The sequence below is a fragment of the Micromonospora sp. NPDC047187 genome, assembly GCF_040643355.1.
Lineage (GTDB): Bacteria > Actinomycetota > Actinomycetes > Mycobacteriales > Micromonosporaceae > Micromonospora > Micromonospora salmantinae.
Window position 1 is genome coordinate 47,616 of the sequence record NZ_JBEYUF010000012.1, and the last position, 12,516, is coordinate 60,131.

11 protein-coding genes are annotated in these 12,516 nt (G+C 70.8%); 6 read left to right on the forward strand and 5 right to left on the reverse strand.

Annotation, left to right across the window (positions count from 1 at the left end; all coding sequences use genetic code 11):
• The first annotated feature begins 92 nt into the window (after window positions 1–92).
• Both ABZ794_RS19955 and ABZ794_RS19960 read left to right on the forward strand, forming a co-directional pair.
• Complete coding sequence (locus ABZ794_RS19955) at window positions 93–1,553, forward strand: SDR family oxidoreductase (protein ID WP_091406888.1); 1,461 nt, start codon at window positions 93–95, stop codon at window positions 1,551–1,553.
• 34 nt (window positions 1,554–1,587) lie between these two features.
• On the forward strand, window positions 1,588–2,064 hold the full coding sequence (locus ABZ794_RS19960) for a heme-degrading domain-containing protein (protein ID WP_210781145.1): 477 nt from the start codon (window positions 1,588–1,590) through the stop codon (window positions 2,062–2,064).
• Window positions 2,065–2,110: 46 nt separating this feature from the next.
• Here ABZ794_RS19960 and ABZ794_RS19965 read toward each other — a convergent pair whose 3' ends face one another.
• The gene (locus ABZ794_RS19965) at window positions 2,111–3,487 is read right to left on the reverse strand and encodes an FAD-dependent oxidoreductase (protein WP_210781146.1); all 1,377 of its coding nucleotides are present in this window, start codon (window positions 3,485–3,487) and stop codon (window positions 2,111–2,113) included.
• A gap of 253 nt (window positions 3,488–3,740) precedes the next feature.
• Here ABZ794_RS19965 and ABZ794_RS19970 point away from each other — a divergent pair, with 253 nt between their 5' ends.
• On the forward strand, window positions 3,741–5,069 hold the full coding sequence (locus ABZ794_RS19970) for an alpha/beta hydrolase (RefSeq protein WP_357516864.1): 1,329 nt from the start codon (window positions 3,741–3,743) through the stop codon (window positions 5,067–5,069).
• A 63-nt stretch (window positions 5,070–5,132) separates the two neighbouring features.
• Here the strand turns inward: ABZ794_RS19970 and ABZ794_RS19975 are convergent, their stop codons facing one another.
• Window positions 5,133–6,344 carry an MFS transporter gene (locus tag ABZ794_RS19975; protein WP_357516866.1) on the reverse strand — a complete coding sequence of 404 codons (1,212 nt, stop codon included), beginning with the start codon at window positions 6,342–6,344 and terminating at the stop codon, window positions 5,133–5,135.
• 50 nt (window positions 6,345–6,394) lie between these two features.
• Here ABZ794_RS19975 and ABZ794_RS19980 point away from each other — a divergent pair, with 50 nt between their 5' ends.
• Window positions 6,395–7,489, forward strand: a complete 1,095-nt coding sequence (locus ABZ794_RS19980) for an ROK family protein (RefSeq protein WP_238689381.1) — start codon at window positions 6,395–6,397, stop codon at window positions 7,487–7,489.
• Window positions 7,490–7,577: 88 nt separating this feature from the next.
• On the opposite strand, the gene ABZ794_RS19985 is transcribed toward ABZ794_RS19980, so the two are convergent.
• Together ABZ794_RS19985 and ABZ794_RS19990 are read right to left on the reverse strand one after the other, a co-directional pair.
• On the reverse strand, window positions 7,578–7,961 hold the full coding sequence (locus tag ABZ794_RS19985) for a MerR family transcriptional regulator (RefSeq protein WP_210781150.1): 384 nt from the start codon (window positions 7,959–7,961) through the stop codon (window positions 7,578–7,580).
• Window positions 7,962–8,077: 116 nt separating this feature from the next.
• Complete coding sequence (locus tag ABZ794_RS19990) at window positions 8,078–9,328, reverse strand: Ig-like domain-containing protein (RefSeq protein ID WP_357516869.1); 1,251 nt, start codon at window positions 9,326–9,328, stop codon at window positions 8,078–8,080.
• A 214-nt stretch (window positions 9,329–9,542) separates the two neighbouring features.
• Here ABZ794_RS19990 and ABZ794_RS19995 point away from each other — a divergent pair, with 214 nt between their 5' ends.
• A complete protein-coding gene (locus ABZ794_RS19995; protein WP_357516871.1) occupies window positions 9,543–10,079 on the forward strand; it encodes a hypothetical protein in 537 nt (178 codons plus the stop codon).
• 231 nt (window positions 10,080–10,310) lie between these two features.
• Window positions 10,311–11,438, forward strand: a complete 1,128-nt coding sequence (locus ABZ794_RS20000; protein WP_210781153.1) for a DUF1996 domain-containing protein — start codon at window positions 10,311–10,313, stop codon at window positions 11,436–11,438.
• Between the two features lie 71 nt (window positions 11,439–11,509).
• Here ABZ794_RS20000 and ABZ794_RS20005 read toward each other — a convergent pair whose 3' ends face one another.
• Complete coding sequence (locus ABZ794_RS20005; RefSeq protein WP_238689378.1) at window positions 11,510–12,487, reverse strand: hypothetical protein; 978 nt, start codon at window positions 12,485–12,487, stop codon at window positions 11,510–11,512.
• Window positions 12,488–12,516 lie beyond the last annotated feature (29 nt).

Genomic DNA, 12,516 nt, shown 5'->3' on the forward strand with positions numbered 1-12,516 from the left:
GCGTCGGAGACCGTGAGGCGCGTACCGTTTCGGGTCGGACTTGGGGCGGGTCGGCTGGAGCCGGCACGGGATACGGGACGAGACAACGACGCATGACGGTGGACAACATTACCGAAAACGGTCAAGAGGGTATTGACCGAAGCCGGCTGGAGGCCTGCCTCAGCGTCTTCGAGGCGTTGGAGGCGCTGCCCTCCGACCACCCCGACGTGGTGCAGGTGCAGCGGGCCACCGCCCGGCTCTACAAGGTGATCAAGCAGCGGCGGCGGGAGGAGCGGCGGGACGCCATCCTCGCCGCCGACCGCGCGGTGACGGAGGCCACCGCCACCGGCGCTCCGGGGCGGATCGACGACGAGACGCAGGGCATTCCGCTCGCGTCCTCCGTCGCGGGCGAGACGGCGGGCTTCCTGCACAATCCGCGCGGCTGCTACGTCTGCAAGCAGCGCTACCGCGAGGTGGACGCCTTCTACCACCAGCTCTGCCCGTCCTGCGCCGCGCTGAACCGGGAGCGCCGCGACGCCCGCACCGACCTGACCGGCCGGCGTGCGCTGCTCACCGGCGGCCGGGCCAAGATCGGCATGTACATCGCGCTGCGCCTGCTGCGCGACGGCGCGCACACGACGGTGACGACGCGGTTCCCGCACGACGCGGTTCGCCGCTTCGCCGCGATGCCCGACAGCGCGGACTGGCTGCACCGGCTGCGGATCGTCGGGATCGACCTGCGCGATCCCGCCCAGGTGATCGCCCTCGCCGACGACGTCAGCAGCCAGGGCCCCCTCGACATTCTGATCAACAACGCGGCGCAGACCGTCCGCCGGTCCCCCGGGGCGTACGCGCAGCTCATCGCCGCCGAGGCCGCGGCCCTGCCGGACGGCCCGCTGCCGGAGCTGATCACCTTCGCCAAGCCGGACGGCCAGGGCGGCCCGGTGGGCAGCCTGACTGCCGGGCCGCAGTCGACGGCGCTCACCCCGCACGCGCTCACCGCGCTGGCACTGACCAGCGGCTCGGCCTCGCCGGAACGGATCGCGGCGTCCACTGCCATCGACGCCGGCGGTCTCGTGCCCGACCTCGACTCGGTAAACAGCTGGGTCCAGCGGGTGCAGGAGGTGGACCCGGTCGAGCTGCTCGAAGTGCAGCTGTGCAACGTCACCGCGCCGTTCGTGCTGGTCAGCCGACTGCGGCCGGTGATGGCCGCCGCGTCGGCCCGCCGCAAGTACGTGGTGAACGTGTCGGCGATGGAGGGCCAGTTCGGCCGCGGTTACAAGGGGCCGGGGCACCCGCACACCAACATGGCCAAGGCGGCGCTGAACATGCTGACCCGCACCAGCGCCGAGGAGATGTTGACCGACGGCATCCTGATGACCAGCGTCGACACCGGCTGGATCACCGACGAACGCCCCCACCCGACGAAGATGCGGCTGGCCGACGAGGGCTTCCACGCCCCACTGGACCTGGTCGACGGGGCGGCCCGGGTGTACGACCCGATCGTCCGCGGCGAGCAGGGCGAGGACCTGTACGGCTGTTTCCTGAAGGACTACGCGCCCTGCGCCTGGTGATCGCCCCGCACGACGCACCATAGAGGAGAAGAACATGTCAGCTGACCGTGAACAGTGGCCGACGCTGGACGAGCTGCTGCGCGAGGAGAACGAGCTGGAGCTCGCGGGCCTGTCCGAGACCGACGCGTACGAGCTGGGGATGCTCGCCGTCACCGCCGCGACCGAGCAGCGGCTGCCGGTCTCGGTGGGCGTGTGGCGGGCCGGACGGCAGCTGTTCCACTGTGGCCTGCCGGGGTCGACGGCGGACAACGACGCGTGGCTGCGCCGCAAGGGGCGGGTGGTGATGCGCTTCGAGCACTCCTCGCTCTACATGGCCCGGCTGTGCCAGGACAAGCAGGTGACGCTGGCCGAGCGGTTCGGCCTGCCGGCCTCGCGGTACGCGGCGGCCGGGGGCGCGGTGCCGTTGCGCGTGCGCGGCACCGGTGTGGTGGGCTGGGTCGGTGTCTCCGGGCTGCCGCAGCTGGACGACCACCGTTTCGTGGTCGACATCCTCCGCAAGCTCCCCCGCTAGGGCGCGTTCCTGGCGGCCTCGCAGGCGAGGCCGCCAGGTCACTCGCTCAGCGTTCGCGCCGGTTGGCGCGTAGGGCGCCCAGGAGCACGCCGGGCCGGGCCAGCGAGTGCGGATGCTCGCGCATGGAGACCACGTCGTTGAACCGCCGCGCGGTCGCCACGTCCGTGACGGTCGCGGCGATGATCTGCCCACTGGCCCACTTGGAGAGCCGGTAGCCGCGCGGGTAGGGCCCGTCGACGTGCGGCAACGCCAGGTCCGCCGAGGTGGAGAGCGACCAGGCGGCGTCGACCACTACCTTCTGGAGCGCGAGGTAGTGGCGCGCGGGCTCCCGCAGATCCGGGCCGGACCGGAGGTACGTCGACAGGCAGGCCGCGTGCAGGGCCGCCGCCGTCATGCCCTGCCCGTACACCGGGTTGAACGACGCGACGGCGTCACCGATGCTGATCAGCCCGGCCGGGAACCGCTTGAGCGCGTGGAAGTCCCGTCGCCGGCTGTCGGCGTGGTGGTAGGTCTGGACGTCGCCGATCATCTCCTGGTCGGCGACCTCGGCGAACTCCGGTGGGAACTGCTCGCGCAGGCGGCGGACGAAGTCGTCAGCGGTGCGCCCCGGGCGGTCGTTGCCGTAACCGGCCATCATGGCCATCCACCGACCGTCCTCGATGGCGAAGAACGCGGCCCCGGCCACGTCCATCGCCGTCCTCGGCGTGTTCAGGGCCAGGACGACGGTCGAGGCCGGGGTGACCTCCGGGCGGCGGAACAGGGCTGTCGCGTAGTTGAGGTGCACTGTCATCCGCCGGGTGACCGGCCGGTCCCAGTCGGCCTGCTCCAGCCAGTCCGACAGTCGGCTCGACCGCCCCATGGCGTCCACCACGAGGTCAGCGCGTTCGACACCGAGCACCCCACCGACCTCGCAGTGGACCCCGGTGACCGCGGTGCCGTCGAACACGAGGCCGGTGGCGCGGGCGGTGATCGTCTTGACGTTGGGCAGTCGGAGCACCTGCTGGCGGATCAGGCCCTCCAGCAGCGGCCGACTGCCCGCCAGACTGTCGGCGTCGTCGGGGACGACGACCTTCGGACGCCCGTCGAGGTAGTTGCGCCGGGCCGCGGGCGGCGCCTCGACCGCTCCGCGCGCCAGTGCCTCGTCGCGGAATCCGGGAAACAGCCGCTCCAGCTGGAAGAGGCCGCCGGGCAGCAGCGCGTGCAGCTGCGTCCCCTGGGGTACGCCGGGCCGCGCGCCGGTCACCTGCGGGTCGTCCCGGTCGATGATGACGACGGTGTCGGCGTGGTCGGACAGCACCCGGGCGGCCAGTAGACCGGCGACACTGCCGCCGACCACGACGGCCGTGCCCATCGTCGGGGACGGCTGGTCAGGGGGTCGAGCCGCATTCAGCTCTGCGAAGACCCGGGACGGGGAGAGGGACATCGTGCTCTCCAAGGGGGTAACGGGGTGTGTGCCCTCCCCGGTCACTGTCCGCGGCCGTGCGCGGACAGACCGGTGGACGGTCGTTCGACGTTTTGCCCGCCGATCGTCGCACAACCACCTGAAGGGCAACCGGCTGTGTCCGCCAGATGACCGTGTGTGATCCGACGGGCCGGGTGTGGACCATCGTGCCACGCCCTGACACGATACTTGCGCTAGCAGTGCAAATACTTCGTCCGTCCCAGGTGGAGGATCGATGCACACATCTCGCCGGAGCCTGCTCTCCGTGGTGGCCGGGATCGCCCTCGCGGCCAGCCTGTCCGCCGTCGCCGTTCCACGCGCCGCCGAAGCCGCCGCCACGCCGACATACCGTCCAGTGGTCTTCGTACACGGCAGCGCGGGATCGGCGGCGCAGTTCGAGACCCAGGCCAAACGGCTGGCCAGCAACGGGTACCCGATCGACATCATCGAAGCCCACGAGTACGACTCCCCGAACGTCGCGACGATCCTGCCCCAGGTGTACGCGGGACTCGACGCACGGATCTCCCGCCTGCTGGCGGCCACCGGCGCGGACCGGGTCGACCTCGTCGCGCACTCACTGGGCACCTTCGTCTCGCAGGGCTACCTCACCAGCTCGCCGGAGCGTGCCGTCCGGGTCGCGCACTACGTCAACCTGGACGGGCGCACCGCCACCTCGCCGCCGGGTGGTGTGCCCACGCTCGCCATCTGGGGCGAGGGTGACCCGGCCCGCGCCGTCGTCGGCGCGACAAACGTGCACCTGCCGGACCAGTCGCACACCCAGACCGTGTCGTCGGTGGAATCGTTCACCGAGATCTTCGGCTTCCTCCGGGCCCGCGCACCCCACACGACGCGGATCGTGCCGCAACTCTTCGGCGCCGCCCGGGTCTCCGGCCGCGCCGTGCTCTTCCCGAGCAACGTCGGTGTCACCGGTGCGACCCTCGAGGTCTACCCGGTCAGCCCGCTGACCGGCGGCCGGCTGTCACACCGGCCCGCGCATCGGCTGTCGCTCGGCGGCGACGGCTCGTTCGGCCCTCTCCCGGTGCTCGCCACGGCCCGCTACGAGTTCGCCATCGTGCGCCCGGGCGCCGCGACGCACCACTTCTACTTCCAGCCGTTCCTCCGCTCGGATTCGTTGGTGCGCCTGGCGACCAGCGAGCCGGGCGAGGGCCTCAGCGGCCTGGTCGAGACCAGCGACAGGCACACGGCGCTCACCATCCAACGGCAGAAGGAGTGGTGGGGCGACCAGGGCGACGCCGGCGACCACCTCTGGATCAACGGCAGGGATGTCCTGAACGCGGCGAACGCACCCCGCGTCAAGCGGACGATCGGCATCTTCGCCTTCGACGACGGCAGCGACGGCGTCACCGACCTGACGGCCCCGTTGCCGGAGTTCTTCAGCCAGACCTTCATCACCGGCATGGACGTCTTCATCCCGGCGACGCCGGCACACCTCGGCCTGGTCCGGATCACCGTGGGCCAACGCGGCGGCGGCCACGAGGTAATCAACGTACCCAACTGGAGATCGAGCACCGACCGGGTGACGGTCAGCGTCGACGACTTCTGACCGCGCCTCGCGGACGGCCCGGCCACCTCAGGTCGAGACGGTGGCCGGGACCGCTCGCACTCGTCAGACGATGACCGGGACCCGCTCGCGCACCCGGCGCCCGACGGCGAAGCTGACCAGCCCCAGGATCAACCCGACGACCGCCAGTACGACGCCCACCCGGGCCGGCGCGAGGTAGCCGAATCCAGCGGCGATGGCAACGCTGCCCAGCGCGGCGCCCAGGCTGTTCGCGATGTTCATGGCCGACTGGTTGACCGCCGCGCCCATCAGTTGCGCTCCCGGGGCGACGGTGATCAGGCGCGCCTGCAGGACCGGACCGAGATACAGGCTGGTCGCACCGACCAGGAACGCACCCACGAACAGGCCGACACGGGTCGACGCCACGAGGCTGAACACGGCGATGCTCACGATCATCGCCACGAAGCCGACGACCATGCTCCGCTGCAGGTCGCGGTCCGCCAGCCAACCGCCCAGGGCGTTGCCGACGGTCATCCCGAGACCCACAGCGACCAACGTCCACGGCACCGTCGCGGCGGAGAGGCCGGTGACGTCGGTGGTGACCGGTGCGATGTAGGTGTTCACCGCAAAGAAGCCGGCGAACCCGACAGCGCCGGTCGCGGCGACCAGCCAGACCTGCGAGGTCCGCAGCGCCCGCAACTCGGCGGCCGGCGAGCCGTCGACCGCCGCGGCGACCTCCGGAACGACCGCCAGCACCGCCAGCAGGGTGAGCAGGAAGAAGCCGGCGATCACCAGGTACGCGACCCGCCAGTCGACCGTCTGCCCGAGCCGCGTGATGAGGGGTACGCCGACCAGGTTGCTCACTGTCAGACCGCCGAGCACCGTGGCGAAGCCACGGGCCTCGTTACCGGGGCCCATCAGGGTCGCCGCGAGCAGACCGGCCGCGCCGAAGTACGCGCCGTGCGGCAGCGCCGCCGCGAACCGGGCCACCAGCACCAGGTCGAAGGTGGGGGCGAGCGCGGACGCGACAGTGCCGACAGCGAACAGCACGAGCAGCCCGAGGACGAGCTTCTTGCGGGGCAGGCGCGCGCTCAACGCGGCGATCAGCGGCGCGCCGACGACCACGCCGAGCGCGTACGCGGTGATCATCCAGCCCGCCCGGGCGACGGCGTCCGACGACGACCGCGCGTACTCGTGCGGGAGCAGACCGCGGGCGATGTCGGGCAGCAGCCCCATCGCCACGAACTCGGTCAGGCCGACCGCGACGCCGCCCAGTGCGAGGGCGGCAAGCGCCGCCAGCCGTCGGCCTCTACTCATCTCGATCACCGAAAAAATTTAGCAACAGCGTTGCGTAATAGGGTGGTGAGATGACTCGCGTCACTGCCGACGTCACCTTCCTACGCGGCTACAACGAGGCCATGGTCATGGCGGTGGGACGCACGGCCCGCACGTTCGAGCGCTCGACAGTGGTCGAGGCCACCGGCCTGACACCGCAGGGGGTCTCCAAGGTCATCGCCCGGCTGACCGCCGACGGCCTGATCCGCCCCGCCGGCGTGCGACGTCCCGGCATCGGCAAGCCCGCTGTCGTCTACGAACTCGTCCCGGACAGCCGGTACGCGATCGGCGCCCACGTGGCCCGCCGCACGCTGCGGCTCGTCCTGGTCGACCTGGCCGGCACCGTGCACCCCTCTGCGGTCAGCCCACTGCCCCGCGACTTCACCCCGGAGCAGCTCCTCGGCGCCCTGAGCGCCGGCATCGACACGCTGGCCGGCATCGGCGACCTGCGGGGCCGGCTCACCGGGCTGGGCATCGGCATGATCGGTCCACTCGACCACGCCAACGGCCTGGTCCGCGACGCCCACGGCCTGCGGCACTGGCACGACGTACCGCTGCGCGAGATCGCCGAGAAACACCTCGGCCTCCCCGTCCACCTGGACAAGGACGTCACCGCGGGGATCACGGCCGAGGCCTGGCGGCACGGCGCGACGTTCGGCGACGCCGCCCTCATCATGGTCGAGTCCGGCATCGGCGGCGGCTTCTGGCTGGGCGGTGCGGCCCACCGGGGGGCGCACACCAACGCGGGCGAGTTCGGCCACACGGTCGTCGACCTGACCGGGCCCCGCTGCGTCTGCGGTCGGCACGGGTGCCTGGAGATCGTGCACCACCGGGCCGCCGAGGCCGGAGACATCGCACACGCCGCCCGCGTTCTGGCCGTCGGCGTCGTCAACCTGCTCCAGACCCTCGACCTCGCCCACGTGGTGCTGGCGGGCGCGGACCTCCTCCGGCACCCGCAGACCTATCTCGCTGCGGTCACCGAGGCCGTCGGGGCGGACGCCCGGCGGGCGGACTGGCTCAGCACCAGGGTGGCCCTGTCCAGCCTCGGCGCGGACGTGATCGCCGCGGGCGCCGCCATGCAGGTCCTCGACCAGCACTACGGCATCCCGGAGCTGGCCCATTCTTGATCGTTGGCAGCTGAGCAGCTCCACACACCGAACGACGCCCTGCTGGGCTGCCACCGATCGCCACGAGGTCGGGGGACTCGCCGCGTCGCTACGCCCTCGCGGCGTCGGTGTCCGAACGGGTGCAACCGTTGGCCGGGCTCTCGCTGAGCGCGATGACCTCGTCGAGCCGCTCGCGCGCCTGCCGGAGTTGGGTGATCTGCCGATCGATGCGGTCGCGTTCGGCGCGGAGCATGGCCCGCGACTGCGGTGTGTTGACCTTCGCGTCGACGCAGGGCAGCAGGTCGAGGATGGTTCGGCTGGACAGGCCGGCGGCGTACAGCATCTGGATCAGATACACCCGGTCGACCGCGTCGTCGAGGTAGTGGCGCTGACCGCCGCTGCTCCGCGTGGCAGCCAGGAGGCCCTGTTCCTCGTAGTAGCGCAGGGCTCGTACCGACACCCCGGTCTTCGTGGCGAGTTCCCCGATCCGCATGGACCCCTCCCCCAGCCGGTGACGCCAGCCACACAGCCTCGCCTCTCACGTCAACGTCAGGTTTTACCGTAGCTCGCATTTGTTGACGTTCACGTGGTGGGCCTCGGGCCGGTGGTTCAGCCTGCGGAGGCGGTCGGCTCCGGCGTCGGCGCGCCACCGGCGACCGCACGGGCGGGCGGCGGCGACGCCGGGGCCGGTCGCAGATCCGCGGGTACGGGCAGCGCGCTGCCCTTGACGAACTGGCCCCAACTGGCGTTCCAGGCCGTCCAGCCGTTGCCCGACTGGAGCCGGACCTCGGTGCCGGTGAAGGTGACCAGGTCACCGACCCGGGTGACGCCCATCAACCAGTCGGCGTTGGCCGGCGAGATGTTCGTGCAGCCGTGCGAGACGTTGCGGTGTCCCTGATCCGCCACCGACCAGGGTGCCCCGTGGATGAACTCGCCGCCCCAGGTGAGCCGTTGCGCGTCCTCGACCTTCACCACGTAGCCGCCGTTCGGCTCGCCGCGCGTGTCGAACGTGGTGTACTGGTGCTTCTCCATGATCACCATCTTGCCGCTGGACGTGGGGGTGCTGCGCTTGCCCAGACTGACCGGGATCCTGCGGATCAGCTTGCCGTCCCGCAGCACGCGCATCTGCTTGGTGGCGTTGTCGACTTCGAGCGCCACCTGCCGTCCGATCCGGGACGTCGCGGTGCGGTCGGCGTCACCGACGTGGTTCTTGCCGATCGGCAGACCCGCCAGGCCAGCCCGGACACTGATTGTCGTCCCGGGCCGCCAGAAGTCGGGAGCCCGGTAGTAGACCTGACTGCCGTCGTCCACCCAGGACCAGGCACCCGGCTGCGGTGGGTTCGTGGTGACGAACAAACGACGCTGCACGTCGGCGCGGGCGGCCCTGGCGATGGGCGGATCGAAGCCGATGGTCACCGGCATCGCGGTGCCGTACGTCTGCTTGTCGGCGAAGTACAGGGTGCTGCTCACCTGCGGCGTCGTCGACGCCGCCGCGGTGGTGAAGGTGGTGGTGCGGGTGGTGGTCCGCCCGGAGTCGCCGGTGGCGGTCACCGCCACGGTGTAGGTGTGCTGCGGGCGCAACGGGACGCTCGGCACCCAGGCCGAGCCGTCCTCGCGTGGCTCCGCCCGGACCAGCGTGCCCGCGTCGTCGACGATGCGCACGGCGGTGATCTTTCCGCCCGTGACGAGCGGAACCACCTCGGCGCTGAGCGGCACGTCCCGGGAGAGATCGGCGGGCGTGACGGTCAGTTCGGGCGACGGCACCTCCTGCTCGGCGGGACGCACGGCGGCCTTCCGCTCGGTGGTGCACCCACCGAGGACCAGCGGTATCGCCGCGACGGTCACCGCAACGAGCGCCATACGCCTTCGTAAACCCATCGAACGTCCCCCGGCTTCCGCGTGCTCCGTGGCGGCAATTCTCTCCGCGTCGGCGGCGCCCTGCGCTGTTTCCGGAAATCACGCAACGAAGGTGGGAACGGTCGGCAGGGCACCCGGTCCGGGCCCCTCGGTTGCGCTTCCCTTTCGTGATCCTCGGGGCATCGAAGTGTGATGCTGCCGTGGAATGCTGGCCGACATGCGCAGAAGACGACGTCCATGGATTCTGCTCCCGCTTCCCCTCCTGCTCCTGACCGCCTGCTCGCCGGTGGATGAGCCGATCGTCGCCCTCGCCGTCCAGGATGGTCAGCCGGTCGGCGTACTGGTCACCTGCGAGGACAGGGACGCGCGCCTCGCCGTGTTCGAGAACGACCATCAGGGTGATCCGGGCAAACGAACCCTGATCAGGTGGAGCATCAACGGCCCGCCCGCGAGTGAGATCGTGGAAGTGGCCCTGCTGGGTCAGCCGCCGGAGGGCTGGGAGGTCGCCGACGCTGTCGACACCCCAGCGGCCGAGGCGGACATCGATCCGGACGTCGCGCCGCTCACCGAATTTCGGCCCGGGGTCACCTACACCGTCACCGGGTCGAGCCGCCGTAACGCCATCTCGGTGGACTTCACCCTCGCGGACCTCCCACGGATCGGCCCGGACCAGGTGCTGGCGCCGCGCGGACACGACTCGACGACTGTCGTGTCCCGGGAGACCTTCCTGCGCAAGGCACGCGACAAGTGCTGAGCAGGACGGCGGCCGGGGAGACCGGCAGAAAAGCAGAGTGCCGCCACAGTCGCCGATTACAGTTTTTGGAGAAAAATCAGGGAATTGAGATCGAGTCGACATCACGGCGACTCCACAAACCTGACCAGGCAATCGCAGAGCGATATTTAAGGGAGAATTAATCGTTTCGGTTGGAAACGAGCAGGGGGCCGACTCGTATTCTTCGTGCTCGGAAGAAAGGTGCGTCCCCCGTTGATAAATCTCCGATCCACCCCTCGACACCGTCGTTCCGTCACCGCCCTGCTGCTGGTGAGCGTGGCGCTCGCCGGCGGATGCAAGGAGGCGCCGGGCACCCCCGCCGGGGCCGGCCCGTCCAGCGACGCCGGCATCGGCTCGCCCGGCCCGGATGCGCCGACGGCCACCGTCCCGGGCGACCCGTCGGCCACGCCGAGCGCCCCGGGCACCCCGTCCGCGCCGGGCAAGCCCGGAACGCCGGCGACCAGCGCCGCCCCGCCCACCGCATCCGGCGGCTGGATCACCATCGACGCCGCCGCTCAGGCCGCCGCGACGAAGGCGTTCTTCGCGCGTAAGCCCAAGCCGGTGACCGGCAACCCCGTCAAGGTGCCCGAATTCAACGTCGGCTGTACGACCAGCCACCACAACAGCGACGACCCGATCGTGCTGCCGAAGCTGGTGGGCGGCTCGCACAACCACACGTTCTGGGGAAACAAGTCGACCGACGCCAACTCGACAGCCGACTCGCTGCGGGCGTCCAAGGCGACCACCTGCAACTCGCCGGACGACCAGTCCGCCTACTGGGTGCCGACGATGTACCAGAACGGCAAGGTCGTGGACCCGAAGGAGGTGACCGTCTACTACGGTTCCCGCCTGAAGGACCCGAGCAAGACCCAGCCCTTCCCGTTCGGCCTGCGAATGATCACCGGTGACGCCAAGAACCAGGTCGACACCCCGGACAAGCAGGGCAACCACTTCTGGTGCGCCGGCATCGGCGGCGAGATCGGCCGCAGCGCCGACAAGACGTTCCCGGTCTGTGCCAAGACCGCGAACATCGTCCGGCAGATCACCTTCCCGGACTGCTGGGACGGCAAGCACCTGGACAGCCCTGATCACAAGGCGCACATGGCGAACGGGGACCACACCGGGGCCTGCCCCAAGAGTCACCCGGTGCCCGTACCGTCGGTGTCCTTCGTGATCTCGTACCCGTTGAGCGCGAACACGGACGGCATCACCCTCGCGTCCGGCACGTCGTTCTCCATGCACGCGGACTTCTTCAACGCCTGGAAGGACGAGGCGCTCGCCGCACGGGTGCGCAACTGCCTCGACCAGGGCGTCAAGTGCAACTCGGCCGGTAACTTCTAGTCGACGCGGCCCGACGGCGGCGGCCGGTCACCCCGAACGCGGGGGTGGCCGGCCGCCGTCGCGTCGATCAGCTAGAGCCGGGCGGCGCCCGCCTCGGTGGCCTCCTGCACCGCCGAGGTACGGCGGACCTCGGCCCGCTGGTCACCGGCGTCCTCCCGGTCCGGGCCGGCCACCCGGGCCGACCGGTTGGTGGTCGTGGCCGCCTGGTCACCGGTCACCCCGCCACGGATCCGGTTGTTCGCGGCCACCTGGGCGGCCGGGTCGTTGGACGTCACCGCCAACTGGCCGTTGATGATGTTGTCATCGACGGTGACGCCGCCGGTGGTGCTGGTGACGCTCACGTCCCCGCCCCAGTAACCGCCGGAGGCGCAGCTGTCGAGGGCGCCGTTCGGGCCGAGCTGCACACCGCCCAGGTTGCCGGCGAAGGTGGCCCGGCCCTGGACCGCACTGCCACACACCACGCTGCCGGTGGCGCTGTTGAGCACCGACAGCGTGCCGTCGACGAACGAGTCGTGCAGGTCGGTGTAATAGGTGCCGGTGCTGCTGAGGTTGCGCTGCACCTGGGTGCCCCGGTCGAGCCGGACCTCGCCGGCACCGACGTTGACGTGCCCGGTGACCGTCGACGCCTCGGCGAACAGGAAGCTGTCGATGGTGGTGGAGCCCTTCGGCCGTACGGTGACGGTGCCGGTGCGGGCGTCCTTCAGGAAGATGCCGTACCCCCCGGCCGCGAGCACCACCTGGCCGTCGACTGTCGTCTCGGTCGCGTCGAGGTACCCGTCGGCGGCGACGCGTACCTCGCCGCTGACCCGACCACCGGTCACTACCAGGTTGCCGCCGGCCGCGACGGTGACGTTGCCGGTGATCGTAGTGCCGGTCAGCGCGCAGGACTCGCCGGCGGGCACGAGCAGGTCGTTGGGCACGGTCACCGCGCCGCCGGTGCCGATGCAGTGGGTGACCAGGTCGGCGTGTGCGGTGGGCGCCACGGCCAGCACCGAGGCCGCGATGACGGCGCTCACGGTGGCGAGCTTGGCGACGGTACGTCCGGGCATCGTGGTACTCCCTGTCGGTGAGGTTCGAG